The following is a 17153-nucleotide window of genomic DNA, read 5'->3' as shown; positions in this document are numbered from 1 at the left end:
CTCGGTCAGCTCGCGGGGACGGCGTCGGCGGGTGCGGCGGTCTTCTTCGCGGTGGTCTTCTTGGCCGTCGTCTTCTTGGCGGCGGTCTTCTTCGCGGTGGTCTTGGTGGCCGCCGTCGTCTTCTTGGTGGCCTTCTTCTTGGTCGCGGCCGGCCGGCTGCGGCGGTCGGCGAGCAGCTCGGCGGCCCGGTCGAGCGAGATCGTGTCGACCGCGTCGCCCTTGCGCAGGCTGGCGTTGGTCTCGCCGTCGGTGACGTAGGGACCGAAGCGGCCCTCGCGGACGGTGATCTGGCCCTGCGTCACCGGGTCGGGACCCAGCTCCTTGAGCGGCGCCGCCGCGGCCCGCCGCCCCCGCTGCTTGGGCTGGGCGAAGACCGCCAGCGCCTCGTCGAGGGTGACGGTGAACAGCCGGTCCTCGCTCTCCAGCGAGCGGGAGTCGCTGCCCTTCTTCAGGTAGGGCCCGTACCGGCCGTTGAGCGCCTGGATCTCCTCGCCGTCGGGCGCGGTGCCCACGGTGCGCGGCAGGGTGAGCAGCTGCAGGGCCTGCTCGAGGGTCACCGTCTCCGGGGACATCGACGAGAAGAGGCTGGCCGTGCGGGGGCTGTCCTTGCTGCCCTCGGGGACGACGGTGGTGACGTACGGGCCGTAGCGGCCGGCCTTGACCACCACCGGGTGGCCGGTCTCGGGGTCGGTGCCCAGCTGCCGGTCACCGGTGGGCGCGGCGAGCAGCTCGGCGACCTTCTCGCTGGTCAGCTCGTCGGGCGCGAGGTCCTCGGGGAGGCTGACGCGCGCGCCGTCCTCCCCACCGGCCTGCAGGTAGGGGCCGTAGCGGCCGACGCGGACGACGACCGGGCCGCCGTCGGGGCCGGTGGCGCGCAGCGGGATGGAGTTCACGCCCCGGGCGTCGATCTCCTCCAACTGCTGGCCGATGACCTGCTTGAGCCCGCCGGAGGCCGCGATGCCGCCGGCGTGCCGACCCTCGCCGCCGAAGTAGAACTCGGTCAGCCAGTCGACCCGGCCCAGTTCGCCGCTGGCGATCTCGTCGAGCTCGTTCTCCAGCGACGCGGTGAAGTCGTAGTCGACCAGCGCGGCGAAGTGCTGCTCGAGCAGGTTGACCACCGCGAAGGCGGTGAAGGAGGGCACCAGCGCGGCGCCCTTCTTCCACACGTACCCGCGGTCCTGGATGGTCTGCATGATCGACGCGTAGGTCGACGGGCGGCCGATGCCCAGCTCCTCGAGCCGGGCGACCAGGCTCGGCTCGGTGTAGCGCGACGGCGGCGTCGTGGTGTGGCCCTTGGGCTCCAGCGACCGGGTGTCGAGCAGCTGGCCGCGCTCGACGCGGGGCAGCCGGCGCTCGGCGTCGTCGCTGCCGGGCTCGTCGTCGCCGCCGGTGGTGCCCTCGTCGCGGGACTCGACGTAGGCGCGCAGGAAGCCGGGGAAGGTGATGGTGCGGCCGCTGGCGGTGAACTCGACCCGCTCGTCGGTGGCGCTGCGGCCGGCCAGCCGGATGCTCACCGTCTGCCCGACCGCGTCGGCCATCTGGGAGGCGACGGTGCGCTGCCAGATCAGCTCGTAGAGGCGGAACTCGTCGCGGGCGAGCTGGCCGGCGAGCTGGCCGGGGGTGCGGAAGGAGTCGCCGGCGGGCCGGATCGCCTCGTGCGCCTCCTGCGCGCCCTTGGCCTTCTTGCTGTAGCGGCGGGCCTCAGCGGGGACGTAGGCGTCGCCGTAGAGCTGGCGGGCCTGGGTACGGGCGGCGTTGATCGCCTCGTCGGAGAGGTTGGTCGAGTCGGTCCGCATGTAGGTGATGTGGCCGTTCTCGTACAGCCGCTGCGCGACCCGCATCACCTGCGCCGAGGACCAGCCGAGCTTGCGGCCGGCCTCCATCTGCAGCGTGGAGGTGGTGAACGGCGCGTAGGGGCGCCGCCGGTAGGGCTTCTCGTCGACCCGGCCGACCGTCACCTGCCGGCCCTCGAGCCGGGCGGCCAGGCCGCGGACGCCGGCCTCGTCGAGGTGCACGACGTCGCCGGTGACCTGGCCGGTGGCCGGGTCGAAGTCGCGGCCGGTGGCCACGCGGCCGTCGTCGACGCTGACCAGGCGGGCGCGCAGCGTCGTGGGCTCGCCCGCGTCGGCGCCGGTGCGGCCGGGGACGGCGAAGACGCCGTCGAGGGACCAGTAGTCGGCGGCGGTGAACGCCATCCGCTCCCGCTCCCGCTCGACGACGATGCGGGTGGCCACCGACTGCACGCGGCCGGCCGAGAGCCGGGGCAGCACCTTCTTCCACAGCACCGGGCTGACCTCGTAGCCGTAGAGCCGGTCGAGGATGCGGCGGGTCTCCTGCGCGTCGACCAGCGCGGTGTCGAGGTCGCGCGGGTTGGCCACGGCGCGGGCGATCGCCTCGGGGGTGATCTCGTGGAAGACCATCCGGCGGACCGGGACCCGCGGCTTGAGGGTGTCGACCAGGTGCCAGGCGATGGCCTCGCCCTCACGGTCCTCGTCGGTCGCGAGGTAGACCTCGCTGGCGTCCTTGACCAGCTGCCTGAGCCGGCTCACCTGCTGCTTGCGGTCGGGGCTGATGACGTAGAGCGGCTCGAAGGCGTTGTCGACGTCGACGCCCAGCCGTGCCCAGGGCGCGCCCTTGTGCTCGGCCGGGACGTCGGCGGCGTTGCGGGGCAGGTCGCGGATGTGCCCCACGCTGGCCTCGACGACGTAGCCGTTGCCGAGGTAGCCGGCGATCTTCCCGGCCTTGGTCGGCGACTCCACGATGACCAGTGGGCGGCCGCCCCCGGTGGCGGCGGTCCGGCGGCGGGCGGGCGTGCTGGTGCCGCCGGCCGTCCGGCCGGCGCTCTCGCCGTTCTTGGTGGTCTTCGTGGGCACGGTGCTCCTGTCGGTGGTGCTCGGTCGGCGGCGGGTGCGGTGTCGGCACCCGGTGCGCCCCCTCGGCGGGCCACGGTAGGCCACGACCGCGGAACGCGACCGGCTGGCGACCCCGGGTGGGCGCGCCGTCACCGCGTCCAACGGCGCAGCACCGTGGCTGTTCCCGGAGGCCGGCGGGCGGGTCAGTCCGGCGCACGGGGGCCGGCGACCACCTCCCCGACGGCGGCGAGGGTCGGCCGGTCCGGTTCGAGGAACCAGGTGTGCCAGGTGTCCCAGTCCGCCGGCAGCGGCGTGGCACCGAAGTCCTCGTCGTCGGTCTCCGTGCCGTGGACGTCCACCAGCCACGTGACCGGGTCGAGCAGCGCGGAGGCCTCGTGGACCCCCGCCGCCTCGAGGTCCGACGCCGGGCCGTCCATGCCAGGGCTGCCGAGGAGGACCAGCGCGTCGGCCGCGAACTCCCCGCGCTCCTCCGCGGCGCGATCGACCACGACGGTCCCGTAGCTGTGCGCCACCACGGTGACGCGGGGCACGGCCGCCCCGGGCGCGGGATCGCCCGCGCGTGCGGCGCGCAGACCGGCGAGGTCCCCGGCGAGCGCCCTCCCGCCGGTTCCCGCCCGCCCCTCGACCCAGGCGGCGGGGTGGAGGACGTGGCCCGGGGGCCGGTAGCCCAGCCAGGCCACGGCGGCCACCGAGGCGGCGGAGCCGGCCGCCCGCGCCGCGTCGGCGACGGCCTGCGCGTCGTCGCCGAGGTCGTCGAGGTCGTCGACGCCGTTCCCGACCCCCGGCACCAGCACGGCGACGTCCTCGGCCGCGTCCAGGTCGCCGTAGGCGAGGGCCACGAGGTGGTCGTCGGCGTCGAAGGACCACAGCTGGACCGTCCGCCCGGCCGCCTCCTCGGCCGCGATCTCGTCGGCGGCCGCCCGCGCCGTCGCGTACCCCTCGGAGGTGGGGTCCTCCAGCGCCCGGGTGAGCAGTTGCCGGTTGGCCTGGTCCCGTGCCCAGGCGGGCAGGCCGTCCAGGCTCCCGACGAGCCGGGTCTCCACGTCGATCAGCTGGTCCCGGGCCGGCTCGGACAGCCCGGCCCACCACGCCGCCACCGACTCCGGCGCCGTCCCGGCGACCGGGAGGCACGACGGGATCCACACGCCGTCGGGCAGGACGGTCGCGGCGAGGCCGGCGAAACCGGCGGGCCGGAAGCCGAAGGGGGCGAGGGGTGCGACCGGAGCCGCGGAGTCCGCGGCCGCAGCAGCGGCGCGCGCGGCGGCACGCAGCGCCTGGGCGGCGGTCCCGGCGACCCGCTCGGCCGCGGCCGCCTGCTCGGTGAGCCGGTCGTCGTGAGCGGCGAGGGCGTCGGGCGAGGCGTCGGCGGGCGGCGCGACGGGAGCGGGCGCGGCGACACCACCCGCCTCGTCCAGCGTCATCCCCGACGCCGCGGCGGCGGCCAGGGCCTGGGCCGCCAGCTCCTGGGCGGTGCGCGCCTCGCGGGCGGTCTCCTGGAGCCGGTCGAGGGAGGTGCCGAGTGCGCCGGTCACCTCCGTCACGACGCGGGACACGTCGTCGAGGGCGTCCGCGGCGGCCGATGCCGCCTGTCCCGACCAGCACTCGGCGTCGGCGAGGGAGCGCGCCACCGCCTCCATCCGTGCCCGCCACGGGGGCAGGCGCTCGGTCACCGCCTCGAGCGTGGCGACGGCGCCGTCGAGCAGGGGCGTGTCCCAGCCGGCGACGGCGGTCAGGCCGGGCGTGCTCACGCGCCGGCCCCGGCCCCGGTGACGGTCCGGGCGGCCAGGACCCGGTCGGAGAGCGCGGCGTCGGTGAGGCGGTAGCCCTGGACCGCGGCCAGCAGCGCCCGCGCGGCCGCGTCGGCGCCGTCCGCGCAGTCGGCCACCACCCTGGCCCACGCCCGGCCGGTGAGACCGGCGGCGGCGGACACCTCCCCGGGTGCCGCGGTGTCCAGGGGCACCGCGGTCGAGGCACACAGGTCGGCGCCGGCGGACAGCTCGCCGGCGAGTGCGGCCAGCTCCTCGCCCAGCGCCTGGACGGCGTCGAGCTGGATGGCGACGGATACGGACACGGCCCCTCCTGGCGTCGCTGCCGGCCCGGGACCGGGTCGGCGGAGCGGACGCTAGGACCGGGCGGCGACCGGTCCCGGCGAGCCGTCCACAACCCGGCCGGCCGTCCACAGGGCACACCGCGGGCCTCCGCCCGGGGGTGTCCGGGCGGAGGCTCGCGGGGTGCGGTCAGGGAGCGGTGGTGGTCGGGGCGCTGGTCCCGGTCGGGGTCCCGGTCGGGGTCGTCGCGGCGGGAGGCGTCGCGTGCGGGTGCGTCGCGATCGGGTTTGTCGCGGTCGTGGGCAGCGTCCCGGCCGGTCCGCCCCCGCCGGCGTCGCCGACGACGACGGAGCGCCGCTTGGACACCACCACGGCACCGACGACGATCAGCGCGGCGACGGCCGCGATGAGCAGCCGGACCGCCGTGTTGGCGTCCTCGCCGACCGACAGGCTGACGACCGCCGGGGCGATCAGCAGCGCCACCAGGTTCATCACCTTGATGAGCGGGTTGATCGCCGGGCCCGCGGTGTCCTTGAACGGGTCGCCGACGGTGTCCCCGATGACCGTGGCGGCGTGCGCCTCGGTCCCCTTCCCGCCGTACGCCCCGTCCTCGACCATCTTCTTGGCGTTGTCCCAGGCGCCGCCGGAGTTGGCGAGGAACACGGCCATGAGCGTGCCCGTCGCGATGGCGCCGACGAGGTAGGCCGCCAGCGGACCGAAGCCGAGGCCGAAACCGACCGCGACCGGCGCGAGGACGGCGAGCAGGCCGGGCGTCGCGAGCTCCCGCAGCGAGTCCTTCGTGCAGATGTCGACGACGGCGGAGTAGTCCGGCCGCTCGGTGTAGTCCATGATCCCGGGGCGCGTGCGGAACTGCTCGCGCACCTCGAACACGACCCGCCCGGCGGCCCGGGAGACGGCGTTGATCGCCAGGCCGGAGAACAGGAAGACGACCGCGGCGCCGATCACCGCGCCGACGACGTTGTCCGGTTCGACCAGGCTGAACGACTGCGCGAGGTCGACGTCGCCCAGCGCGGTGCGGACCTGCTCGTTGTAGGACCCGAACAGCGCGGTCGCCGCCAGGACGGCGGTGGCGATGGCGATGCCCTTGGTGATCGCCTTGGTGGTGTTGCCCACCGCGTCGAGGTCGGTCAGCACGCGGGCGCCGGTCTCGTCGATGTCGCCGGACATCTCGGCGATGCCCTGCGCGTTGTCGCTGACCGGGCCGAAGGTGTCCATGGAGACGATCACGCCCGCGGTGGTGAGCAGGCCGCAGCCGGCGAGCGCGACGGCGTAGAGGGCCGCGCCGCCGCCGATGAGGAAGGCGCCGTAGACCGCGCCGCCGATGAGCAGGGCCGCGTAGACGGCCGACTCGAGGCCCAGGGAGATGCCCGACAGGACGACGGTGGCGGGCCCGGTGAGGGAGCTCTGGCCGACGTCGCGCACCGGCTTGCGGGAGGTCTCGGTGAAGTAGCCGGTGAGCTGCTGGATGGCCGCGGCCAGGACGATCCCGATGACGACCGAGACGAACCCGAGCACCTGCGGGTTGACCACCGAGTCGGGGACGTCGGCCACGCTGGGGAGGACGGTGAAGGCCGCCGCGGCGACGAGCACGAGGGAGACCACCGCGGAGGTGAAGAAGCCGCGGTTGATGGGCGCCAGGCCGCTGGAGTCGCCCTTGCCGGGGTTGCTGGCGAGGATGCCGACGACCGAGGCGAGCACGCCGATGCCGGCCACCACGATGGGGAAGACCATCCCGTCGGCGCCGAAGAAGACCTGGCCGAGGATGAGCGCGGCGACCAGGGTGACGGCGTAGGACTCGAAGAGGTCGGCGGCCATGCCCGCGCAGTCGCCGACGTTGTCGCCCACGTTGTCGGCGATGGTCGCGGCGTTGCGGGGGTCGTCCTCGGGGATCCCGGCCTCGACCTTGCCCACGAGGTCGGCGCCGACGTCGGCGGCCTTGGTGAAGATCCCGCCGCCGACACGCATGAACATGGCCAGCAGGGCCCCGCCGAAGGCGAAGCCCTCGAGGACCACCGGCGCGGTGTCGTCGAAGAGCAGCAGCGCCAGCGAGGCGCCGAACAGACCGAGCCCGACGGTGATCATCCCGCAGACCCCGCCGGTGCGGTACGCGATGCGGAAGGCCGGGCGGTAGCCACCGGCCTGGGCGGCGGCGGCGACCCGGACGTTGCCGCGGGTGGCCAGGGTCATGCCGATGAAGCCCACGGCGGCAGAGAAGAGCGCACCGACGAGGAAGAACACGGCCCGGGCGATGCGGGTCCCCCAGCCGCCCTCGGCGACCGGCAGGACGAGGAGCAGCAGGAAGACGACGACGGCGAAGACGCCGAGGGTCCTGAACTGGCGCCGTAGATAGGCGCCGGCTCCCTCCTGCACCGCGCGCGCGATGTCCCGCATCCGCGTCGTGCCCTGGTCGGCGCCCATCACGGCGCGGACCAGTGACGCGGCGAAGAGCAGCGCCGCGAGCGAGACGACGAGGGCAGCCGTCACGAGGACGACGTCCCCGCCGGAGAGAGAACTGTCCGGCATCTAGACCTCCCAGCGGTGGTTGCCGCCGGGCGGCCCCGCGTTCCCCGGTCGGCGGAGAGCATCCGCGGGCGGCGGGCCGTCCGCGGATGCCGCGCCACTGTAATGGAGATCACACACTGTGGTAGGTCCACTTCCGTAGTGCTCCGGTCGCTCACCGCGAGGGCGGGTCCGGGGTGGGTTGCCTCGGGGTGTGACAGTGGAGGGGTGACCGCGCTCCACCCGGTCCGGCCGGCTGCTCCCCCATCCGGCCGCGAGGGGATCCCAGGGGGCGACGAGCGCCCGGGTGCCGCACCCGGCGCCGCGGAGGTGCACGGCGCCGCGGCAGGGCACGGCGTCGCAGCAGGGCACGGCGCCGCAGCAGGGCACGGCGCCGCCGCAGCAGGGCACGGCGCCGCAGCGCGGCCCGGCGGCGTCCTGCCCGGGGCCGAGCTGCTCGAGGACCTGCTCGCCGGCACGCCCGAGGAGGAGCAGCCGGTCACGCACGTGCACCACCTGCCGGTGCGTGCGTCCCGGACGCTGCCGTGGCCGGCGTGGGTCGACCCGGGCCTGCGGGCGCGGCTGGAGGAGCAGGGCGTTGCCCGGCCGTGGCGGCACCAGGTGGAGGCCGCGCAGCTCGCTCACGACGGCACCTCGGTGGTGGTCGCCACCGGCACGGCCTCGGGCAAGTCGCTGGCCTACCAGCTGCCCGCGCTGACCCGCCTGGCCGAGGACCCGCGGGCCTGCGTGCTCTACCTGGCGCCGACCAAGGCCCTGGCCCGCGACCAGCTGGCCTCGGTGGCCGCGCTGGCCGACCCGTCAGTGCGCCCGGCCGCCTACGACGGCGACACCCCGGCCGAGGAGCGGGACTGGGTGCGCCGTCACTCACGGTGGATCGTCACCAACCCGGACATGCTCCACCGGGGCGTGCTGCCGGCGCACCAGCGGTGGTCCTCGACGCTGCGCCGGCTGGCCTACGTCGTCATCGACGAGTGCCACGCCTACCGCGGGGTCTTCGGCTCGCACGTCGGTCACGTCCTGCGCCGGCTGCGCCGCATCTGCCGCCGCTACGGCGCCGACCCGGTGTTCGTCCTGGCCTCGGCCACGGTGGCCGAGCCCGCGGCGGCCGCCTCCCGGCTGGTCGGTGCGCCCGTCGCGGCGGTCACCGAGGACGGGTCGCCGCGCCCCGGTGCGACCTTCGCGCTGTGGGAGCCGCCGCTGACGGAGCGGACCGGCGAGCACGGCGCCCCCCTGCGCCGGTCGGCGGCAGCGGACGCCGCCGGGCTGCTGGCCGACCTGGTCGAGCGGGGCGCGCGGACGCTGGCGTTCGTGCGGTCGCGGCGCAGCGCCGAGTCGGTGGCCGAGCAGGCCCGGCGCCTGCTGCAGGACCGCGGCCGGGGTGACCTGGCCCGGCGGGTGGACTCCTACCGCGGCGGCTACCTCCCCGAGGAACGCCGGGAGCTCGAGCGGGCGCTGTCCTGCGGGGAGCTGCTGGGCGTGGCCACCACCAACGCCCTCGAGCTCGGCATCGACATCGCCGGCCTCGACGCGGTGGTGCTGGCCGGCTACCCCGGGACGCTGGCCTCGCTGTGGCAGCAGGCGGGCCGGGCCGGGCGCGCCCAGCGCGAGTCGCTGGTCGTCTTCGTCGCCCGCGACGACCCGCTGGACCACTACCTGGCCCACCACCCGCGGGCGGTGTTCGGCCGTCCGGTCGAGGCCACGGTCACCGACCCGGCCAACCCCTACGTCCTCGGCCCCCAGCTCTGCTGCGCGGCGGCCGAGCTCCCCCTCACGCCGGCCGACCTGTCGGACTTCGGGGGCGCGGTTGCCGAGGCCCAGCTCGACGAGCTGGTCGCGGCCGGTCAGCTGCGACGGCGACCGGCCGGCTGGTACTGGGCGGGGCGCGGGCGGCCCGACGTCGACATCCGCGGCAGCGGCGGGGAGCCGGTGGCCATCATCGAGGGCGGCACCGGCCGTCTCCTCGGCACCGTCGACGGCGGCGCCGCGCACGCGACGGTGCACACGGGCGCCCTCTACGTCCACCGCGGCGACACCTTCGTCGTCGACGAGCTGGACCTCGAGGACGCCTGCGCGGTCGTGCACGCCGAGAGCCCCGAGTGGACCACCGTGGCGCGGGACGTCACCGACCTGAGCATCGTCGGCACCGACCGCGTCCGGCGGCTGGGCACGGTCACGGCGCACACCGGCGTCGTCGACGTCACCAACCAGGTGGTCGCCTACCAACGGCGGCGGGCCGGGACCGGTGAGGTGCTCGCCGAGTTCCCGCTCGACCTGCCGGCCCGCCAGCTGCGCACCCGCGCCGTCTGGCTGACCCTGGACGCGGACGCCGTCGCGCGCGCCGCCGTCGACGACCTGTCGCTGCCCGGCTCACTGCACGCCGCCGAGCACGCGGCGATCGGCATCCTGCCGCTGCTGGCCACCTGCGACCGCTGGGACCTCGGCGGGCTGTCGACGGCGCTGCACCCCGACACCGGCACCGCCACGGTGTTCGTCTACGACGGCCACCCCGGTGGCGCCGGGTTCGCCGAACGGGGGTTCGCGGCCCTGCGGCGCTGGCTCACCGCCACCCGGGCCACCGTGGCCAGCTGCGAGTGCGACAGCGGCTGCCCGTCCTGCGTCCAGTCGCCCAAGTGCGGCAACGGCAACGACCCGCTGGACAAGGCCGGTGCGGTGCGCGTGCTCGACGTGGTGCTCGACGAACTGGCCGCCGCGGACGAGGCGGGGACGGGGGCGGTGGAGGTCGCCACCGGGACACCGACCGACCCCGCGGCTCCGGCCGTGGGGAGCGACCGGACCGCCGACGATGCCGCCGAGGACGCCGTCGAGGACGCCGGGCGGGACGTCCGCCCCGTCGAGGACGACCTCGTCTTCTGACCCGGCGGGATCCCCCGGCGCGGGCACGTCGGGCGGGACGGGCCCGGCGCGGGCCGTGGCCTGCGCGCGCCGGACGCCGAGCGGTCCCAGCCGGACGCCCACCTCGGCGGTCACCTCGACCACCGCGCCCTCGTCGACCGCGCAGGCGACGAGCGCGGCGCCGTTGTCGCGGACGACGTCGGCGGCCACGGTGCAGGTCGCGGGGTCCCCGGTCACCGCCGCGCCGGCCGCCGCCAGGGCCGCGAGGTCGGCCGCGGTGCCGGCGCGGTGGCGCGCGGTGGCCGCGGCCCCGAGCAGCACGGCGGCCATCCCCACGGCCGCCAGCACACCGGCCAGCGCGACGGTCCACACCGTCGCCGACCCCCGTTCGCCGTCGCTCACCCGACGACCCCGGGCTCGACCCGGGCGACCGCGGTGGCGCCGACGCCGATCCCGGGCGACACCGGCCCCAGCGGCGCGACCTCCGCGCGGACGGTCACCCGGACCTCGCCGCCGCCGACGCTGACGGCCGTGACCGCCGCGTCGGGCGCGATCCGCGCGACGAGGGCGCGGACGGTGGCCGGGTCCTCCCCGCGGGCGGCGGCCCGGGCACCCTCGCGCGCGGCGTCCACGCAGCGCAGCTGCGCCCCGACCACCAGCACCGCCGCGACGACCGCCGCCAGGACCAACAGGAGCACGGGCAGCACCACGGCCGTCTCGGCGGTGACCATCCCGGCCTCGCCGCCCGCCCCGCCCCTCGTCCGTCTGTCGCGCCGCCGTGCCCGGCGGGTCAGGACAGCACCTGCAGCGCGGACGAGACGAGGTCCCCGAGCGCGGTGACGACCGACCCGCCGGTGACCACCCGGTAGAGCACGGCGGCGAAGGCGCACGCGGCGACCGTGCCGACCGCGTACTCGGCGGTGCTCATGCCGGCCTCGGCGTCGGCGTGCAGGCGGGCCCACCGCGCGGCCAGGCCGCGGCGGCGCGGTGCGTCGTCGGCAGGCGCGGCGGTCTCGGGCGGGGTGGCGGTCATCGCAGGTCCTCCTCGGGTCGGCGGCCCCGCACGGGGCGCGGCACCGACCCTCGCCGCGCCCGCCGCACGCGATCCAGGCCCGGAGCGGACCTGTGGACGGCCGGGCGGCCTGTGGACGGCGCACGCGGCGCCGTCGGTGCGTCCGCTTCCACTTCAGGACGGCAGCACGACTGCCGATCCAGCCATGAGGTGGCGCAGCCGCACCGCCGGGCACGACGCGGGAGGAGGATCCGTGGCGCACGGCACCGGCCGCCCCGAGGGCCGCCCGCTCGTCCTCGTCGCCTACGTCCTCGCCCTGGCCGCGGCGGTCGCACTGTTCGGCCTCGACCCGACCCTCGGGGTCCTCGCCGGCGCGCTCAACGTCGTCTTCGGCGTCTACTTCTGCCGGCACCTCGCCTTCGCGGTCGCCGCGGCGCGGTGGGCCGAGCGCGACCTGCTGGCCGCCGACGTGGGCCTGGACGCCTACACCCCGCCGGTCGCCGTCCTCGTCGGCTGCAAGGACGAGGAGCTCGTCGTCGACGGGATGGTGACGGCACTGCTGGCCCTGGACTACCCGGCCGACCGGCTCACGCTCGTCGTCGTCGACGACGGCTCGGCCGACGCGACCGGCGCGAAGCTCGACGCCTGGGCCGCCCGGGAGCCGCGGCTGCGCGTGCTGCACCGGCTCCCTGGCGCCGGCGGCGGCAAGTCCGGCGCCCTGAACGAGGCACTGGCCCTCGTCGACGCCGAGATCGTGCTCGTCTTCGACGCCGACCACGAGCCGGAGCCGACGGCGCTGCGGCGGCTGGTGCGGCACTTCCGCGACCCCGTCGTCGGCGCGGTGATGGGCCGGTGCGTCATCCGCAACGGCCAGGACTCCTCGATGGCCGGCACCGTCTTCCTCGACTACCTCTCCGGCTACCTCGTCAACGAGTACGGCCGGCAGGCGCTGTTCGAGCTGCCCGCCTACGGCGGCGCCAACTGCGCCGTGCGGACCTCGACGCTGCGGGCACTCGGCGGCTGGAACCCCGAGACGGTCACCGAGGACACCGACCTGACCCTGCGCATCCTGCTGAGGGGCCAGCGGGTCCGCTACGACGTCTCGGCCATCGACTTCGAGGAGGCGGTGGTCAGCGCCCAGCGCTTCTGGAAGCAGCGCTACCGGTGGGCCCGCGGCCACCAGAAGTGCCTGCGCGACTACTGGCGCCCGCTGATGCGCTCGCCGCACCTGTCGCCGCTGGAGAAGGTCGAGACGACGCTGTTCCTCGGCGTCTACCACGTCCCGGTGCTCAGCGGGCTGGGTCTGCTGCTCACGGTGCTGCGCGCCGCGGGGGTGGGCGACCTCCCGGTCGTCGGGCTGCTGCCGCTGTCGATGCTGCTGTTCATCGGCCCGCTGGCCGAGCTGTGCGTCGGCCTGCTGGTCGGCCGCGTGGAGCGCCGCTCGGCCTGGCGGCTGCTGGGCTTCCTGCCGGCCTTCGCGCTGTCGATCTGGATCACCTCGCGCGCCTACCTCGACGGGATGCTCGGCCGGCCCTACAGCTGGGTGAAGACCTCGCGCTCCGGCGCCACCTCGACGGTGCCGCGGCCCGCCGCGGCTCCCCCCGCCCCGGTCGTGGCCGCGTCGCCGGGGCGCCCGCGGTCGTTCGCCCTGCCCTCGGAGGACCGGTGACCACCGCACCCGCGCTCGGACGGCGACGGCTCTCCCGCGGGACGCGGGGACGGCTGCTGCCGGTCCTGCTCGACCTCGCGCTCGCCGCGGTGATCTGCGTCGCCGGCTTCGCCACCCTCTCGGGACCGCTGCAGGTCCTCGAGGCCCGCGCCGTCGCCGTGGTACTCGGGTGGCTAGACCCCACCTGGTCCTCGGGCGTGCTGCCCGGTCACGTCCTGCTCTTCCGCGGCGACGGCGAGGTGATCGACGCGGTGGTCACGGCGTCGTGCTCGTCGGTCCTGTCGGTCCTCGGGCTGGTCGCCCTGACCGCGGTGGTCCTGCGCAGCCGCGGGCTGCACGCCCTCGGCGGCCTGGTCGTCGCCGTCCTCGCCGTGGTGGTGCTCAACCACGGCCGGCTGCTGCTGTCGGCCCTGGCGGGCCTGCAGTGGGGCGAGGGCGCGCTGGTCCTGTTCCACGACTGGGTGGGCACCGTGTGGAACCTCGTCGCCACCCTCGGCGGCTTCCTGGTGATGGTCTGGGTCACCCTCCCCGCCGCCGAGCGGGCCGAGCAGGACGTCGAGGGCCGGCACACCGCCCGCCGCCCCGACAGCTGGGCGCGGCCCGGTCTGGGCTACCGCACCGCCGACGCCGAGGACGTCGAGGCCCGCCGCCGGCGGACGACCGTCACCGGCCTGCTGCACCGGCACGTGCTGCCCCGGCGGCTCTCCGCCTGGCTGGCCGCGCGCCGCGAGGCCGCCCGCGTCGACTACCGGCTCGGCCACCTGCCGGCCGCCCAGCGGGTCGAGCGGGTGCACGCCCTGGCCGCTGACGGGCTTGGCGCGCACGCCGCCACGCTCGTGGCCGTCGCGACCTACGAGTCCGACCCCCTCGTCCTCGACGCCCTCGCCGACGCGGTCGCCGCGCGGCAGTGGGAGCCGGTGACCGACCACCGGGTGGCCGCGCTGCGGCTGTGGGCCCGCGGCTGGCTGCTGGCCCGGCCCGCGGCACCCCCGTCCGCCCTCGGCGGCCCGTCCGCGGACGACGGCGCCCCGGTCGTGGTGGCCCGGATCCCCGTGCCGCCGGCCACGCCCGGACGTGGCCCCGCGCCGCCGCCGGACGGTTCCGCGCACCCCGCCGGGTCCGCGGCGCCCCGCAGCTTCGCCCGCCCGTCCGCCCCACACCCCCCGGAGACGCCCCGGTGACCTCGACCCTGCCGACCCGGCCGCCCGCTCCCGTCCCCCCACCCGCCGGCGAGCACGAGCGGCGCGGCGCGCCCGCGGTGATCGTCACCGGCGCCGGCGGCCCGGCCGGCGTCGCCGTCGTCCGCCGGCTGACGGCGCTGGGACACCGCGTGGTCGGGGTGGACGCCGACGCGACCGCCGCGGGAGCGGCGCTGGCCACCGTCGGCGCCGTCGTCCCGCGCGCCGACCACGTCCGCTTCGTCGACGCCCTCGTGGCGCTGGCCGGCGCGCACGGTGCCGACGCGCTCATCGGCACGGTCGCCGAGGAGCTGCCGGCCCTCGCCGCGGGCGCCGACCGGCTGGCCGCGGCCGGCGTGGCCACCTGGCTGCCCGACGTGTCCGCGGTCGAGGTCTGCTGCGACAAGGCCGCCTTCGCCCGCCTGCTGCGCGCCGCCGGCGTGCCGCACCCCGCGACCACCGACACCCCCGCAGGGCTGGTCGCCGTCCCCGGGCCCTGGGTGGTCAAGCCCCGCGCCGGGCGCGGCAGCCGCGGCGTCCGGCTGCTCGACGTGCGCTGCGACGTCGTCGAGGCCATGCGCGCCGACGCCGCGCTGATCGCCCAGACCCGGCTGTCGGGGCGCGAGTTCACCGCCGACGCCCTCGTCGGCCGCGACGGGGAGCTGCTCACCGTGGTGCCGCGCTGGCGCGACGACACCCGCGCGGGCATCTCGGTGAAGGGCACCACCTTCGACTCCGCCGAGGTGACCGCGGTGGTGGCCGCCGCGCTGGAGGCCGTGCGTCTCACCGGCCCGGCGAACGTGCAGGGCTTCGTGGCCGACGACGGCCGGGCGACGGTGGTCGAGGTCAACCCCCGCTTCTCCGGCGGGCTGCCGCTGACCCTGGCCGCCGGCGCCGACGTGGTCAGCGCCCACCTGACCGGCATCCGCGAGCCCGGTGCCGCGCTCCCGCACCTGTGGTTCACCCCCGGCGTGCGGATGAGCCGCTACTTCGCTGAGACCTACACCGCCGACGACGGCACCCCGGTGACCGACCCCTGCACCGCGACGGAGGTCCGGGCGTGACCCGCACCCGGCACGTGCTGGTGCCGTTCGGGACCCGGCCGGAGGTGGTCAAGCTCGCGCCCGTGGTGCGGGCGCTGACCGCCGCGGGGCACCGGGTCGACGTGGTCGACACCGGCCAGCACACCGACCCGGACCTGTCCACGCGCCTGCAGCAGACCCTCGGGCTGGCGCCGACCTGCCGGTTCCACCTGCCCGCCGGTGACCCGGCCGCGCGGTACGGGGCCCTGCACGCCGACGCGGCGCGCGCGGTGGCCCGGTTCCGGCCCGACGTCGTGCTGGCCCTCGGCGACACGAACACCGTCCCCGCCTACGCCCTGGCCGCACGCGGCGCCGGTGTGCCCTTCGCGCACCTCGAGGCGGGGCTGCGCAGCCTCAACCCGCGCAGCGTGGAGGAGGTCAACCGGCGGGTGGCCGCGGCGGTCGCCGCGCTGCACCTGGCGCCCACCCGGCGTGCGGCGGCGTTCCTGGCCGCCGAGGAGGTGCCCGCCGAGCGGGTGTTCGTGGTCGGCAACCCGGTGGTCGACACGCTGGTGGACCGGGGCGTGCGGCCGGTGCCCGCGGCGGAGCGGGAGGGGGTCCTGGTCACCGCGCACCGCCCCACCAACGTCGACGACCCGGTGCGGCTGAAGCGGCTGGTCGGCGTCGTCCGGGCGCTGGCCGACGACGTCGGGCCGGTGACCTTCCCGGTGCACCCGCGGACCGCGGCCCGGCTGGCGGCCGCCGGCCTGGACGCCGAGCTCGAGCACCCGGCGATCACCCGGACCGGCCCGGTCGGCTACGACACGCTGCTGGCCGCCCTGGCCTCGGCGCGGCTGGCGGTCACCGACTCCGGCGGCATCCAGGAGGAGGCGGCGTTCCTCGGTGTGCCCGTCGTCGTCCTCCGCGGCTCGACCCCGCGGTGGGAGGGCGTGGAGGCCGGGACGACGACGCTGGCCGGCCTGGCCGACGACTCGGCCGCCGACGCCGTGCTCGCCGCCGCGGCCCGGCACACCGGTGCGGAGGGACAGGCCCGCGCGGCAGCCCTCCCCTGCCCCTACGGCGACGGCACCACCGGCGCCCAGGTGGCCGCCCTCCTCGCCGACGAGGCGACCGACGCCCTGCTGACCCTGGAGGAGCCCGACTTCACCGACGGCCGGCTGCCGTGGTGACCGCGCCACCGTCCTGGCACGGGCCGCCGCCGCTGGCGGTCGTGGTCGACCTCGACGACACGCTCTACCCCCAGGCGGCCCACCTGGCCGGCGCCGCGGCCGACGTCGGGACCGCCGCTGCCGCGGCCGGGCTGGACGGCGCGCGGGTGCACGCCGCCCTGCTCCGGGAACTGGCGGCGGGGTCCGACCGCGGCGGGACGATCGACCGCGCGCTGCTGGCCGCGGGCGTGCCCGCCGCCGACCTGCCCCGGCTGGTCCCGGAGCTGGTGGCCGCCTTCACCGCACACGCGCCCGTGTCCCTGGCCCCCTACCCGGGCGTCACCCCGGCGCTGGCCGAGCTCGGCCGTGCGGTCCCGGTGGGGTGCCTGACCGACGGCAACCCGGTCATCCAGGAGGCCAAGCTCGCCGCGACGGGCCTGACGTCCCTGCTGGCCGAGGTGCTGGTCACCGACACCCTCGGCGGCCGGGCGGCCCGCAAACCGGCTCCCGAGGGCCTGCGGGTGCTGGCCGGCCGCCTCGGCGTGCCCGCCGAGCGCGTCCTGGTCGTCGGGGACCGCCCCGGCAAGGACGTCGCGGTCGCGGCCGCGGTCGGCGCACGGGCGATCCGGGTGCGCCAGGGGGAGTACACGTCGGCTGCCGACCGGCCTCCCGCGTGGGCGGTCACCGACGACTTCCCCGCTGCCGCGGCCCTGGCCCTCAGCGCCCTCGGCGCGGGGGCGGTCGTCGCGGGCTGACCCGTCCGCCTCCCCGGCCCGAACCGTCGTGCG

Annotated in this window: 12 protein-coding genes and 1 pseudogene; 6 read left to right on the top strand and 7 right to left on the bottom strand. The window is 76.8% G+C overall.

Going from position 1 to position 17153, the window contains the following annotated elements:
* Positions 1-5: 5 nt before the first annotated feature.
* From topA to ACI79V_RS13620, 4 genes are all read right to left on the bottom strand, one after another.
* Positions 6-2873 carry a type I DNA topoisomerase gene (topA, locus tag ACI79V_RS13635; protein ID WP_456890088.1) on the bottom strand — a complete coding sequence of 956 codons (2868 nt, stop codon included), beginning with the start codon at positions 2871-2873 and terminating at the stop codon, positions 6-8.
* A 182-nt stretch (positions 2874-3055) separates the two neighbouring features.
* Positions 3056-4621, bottom strand: coding sequence for an alpha/beta hydrolase (locus tag ACI79V_RS13630; protein ID WP_456890086.1), 1566 nt, complete (start codon positions 4619-4621; stop codon positions 3056-3058).
* Complete coding sequence (locus ACI79V_RS13625) at positions 4618-4944, bottom strand: hypothetical protein (protein WP_456890083.1); 327 nt, start codon at positions 4942-4944, stop codon at positions 4618-4620. The genes ACI79V_RS13630 and ACI79V_RS13625 overlap by 4 nt, the downstream gene beginning before the upstream one ends.
* A 166-nt stretch (positions 4945-5110) precedes the next feature.
* Positions 5111-7465, bottom strand: a complete 2355-nt coding sequence (locus tag ACI79V_RS13620) for a sodium-translocating pyrophosphatase (protein ID WP_456890080.1) — start codon at positions 7463-7465, stop codon at positions 5111-5113.
* Positions 7466-7669: 204 nt separating this feature from the next.
* Between ACI79V_RS13620 and ACI79V_RS13615 the strand changes: the two genes are divergently transcribed.
* Positions 7670-10336, top strand: coding sequence for a DEAD/DEAH box helicase (locus ACI79V_RS13615; protein WP_456890077.1), 2667 nt, complete (start codon positions 7670-7672; stop codon positions 10334-10336).
* 51 nt (positions 10337-10387) lie between these two features.
* Here ACI79V_RS13615 and ACI79V_RS13610 read toward each other — a convergent pair.
* The 3 genes and pseudogenes from ACI79V_RS13610 to ACI79V_RS13600 form a co-directional block, all read right to left on the bottom strand.
* Positions 10388-10717, bottom strand: a pseudogene (locus ACI79V_RS13610) (Rv3654c family TadE-like protein); the annotation flags it as partial.
* Positions 10714-11046 (bottom strand): TadE family type IV pilus minor pilin, encoded by a 333-nt coding sequence (locus ACI79V_RS13605; RefSeq protein ID WP_456890074.1) that lies wholly within the window; start codon positions 11044-11046, stop codon positions 10714-10716. The gene ACI79V_RS13605 and the pseudogene ACI79V_RS13610, both read right to left, overlap by 4 nt.
* A gap of 59 nt (positions 11047-11105) precedes the next feature.
* Positions 11106-11348: a DUF4244 domain-containing protein gene (locus tag ACI79V_RS13600; protein WP_456890072.1), complete on the bottom strand. Its 243-nt coding sequence runs from the start codon at positions 11346-11348 to the stop codon at positions 11106-11108.
* 232 nt (positions 11349-11580) lie between these two features.
* Between ACI79V_RS13600 and ACI79V_RS13595 the strand changes: the two genes are divergently transcribed.
* From ACI79V_RS13595 to ACI79V_RS13575, 5 genes are read left to right on the top strand one after another with little or no spacing between them, the layout of a single operon-like run.
* Complete coding sequence (locus ACI79V_RS13595; protein ID WP_456890070.1) at positions 11581-12996, top strand: glycosyltransferase; 1416 nt, start codon at positions 11581-11583, stop codon at positions 12994-12996.
* Complete coding sequence (locus tag ACI79V_RS13590) at positions 12993-14177, top strand: hypothetical protein (protein ID WP_456890068.1); 1185 nt, start codon at positions 12993-12995, stop codon at positions 14175-14177. Before ACI79V_RS13595 ends, ACI79V_RS13590 begins: the two co-directional genes overlap by 4 nt.
* Positions 14174-15238, top strand: a complete 1065-nt coding sequence (locus tag ACI79V_RS13585) for an ATP-grasp domain-containing protein (RefSeq protein WP_456890065.1) — start codon at positions 14174-14176, stop codon at positions 15236-15238. The genes ACI79V_RS13590 and ACI79V_RS13585 overlap by 4 nt, the downstream gene beginning before the upstream one ends.
* Positions 15235-16386 (top strand): non-hydrolyzing UDP-N-acetylglucosamine 2-epimerase, encoded by a 1152-nt coding sequence (wecB, locus tag ACI79V_RS13580; protein WP_456890063.1) that lies wholly within the window; start codon positions 15235-15237, stop codon positions 16384-16386. The genes ACI79V_RS13585 and wecB overlap by 4 nt, the downstream gene beginning before the upstream one ends.
* Positions 16383-17120 carry an HAD family hydrolase gene (locus ACI79V_RS13575; RefSeq protein ID WP_456890061.1) on the top strand — a complete coding sequence of 246 codons (738 nt, stop codon included), beginning with the start codon at positions 16383-16385 and terminating at the stop codon, positions 17118-17120. Before wecB ends, ACI79V_RS13575 begins: the two co-directional genes overlap by 4 nt.
* The last annotated feature ends 33 nt before the right edge of the window (positions 17121-17153 follow it).

Source organism: Geodermatophilus sp. SYSU D00700 (assembly GCF_054050255.1).
Note: the sequence above shows the minus strand (reverse complement) of the source record. Positions and strands in the feature narration are given on the sequence as shown.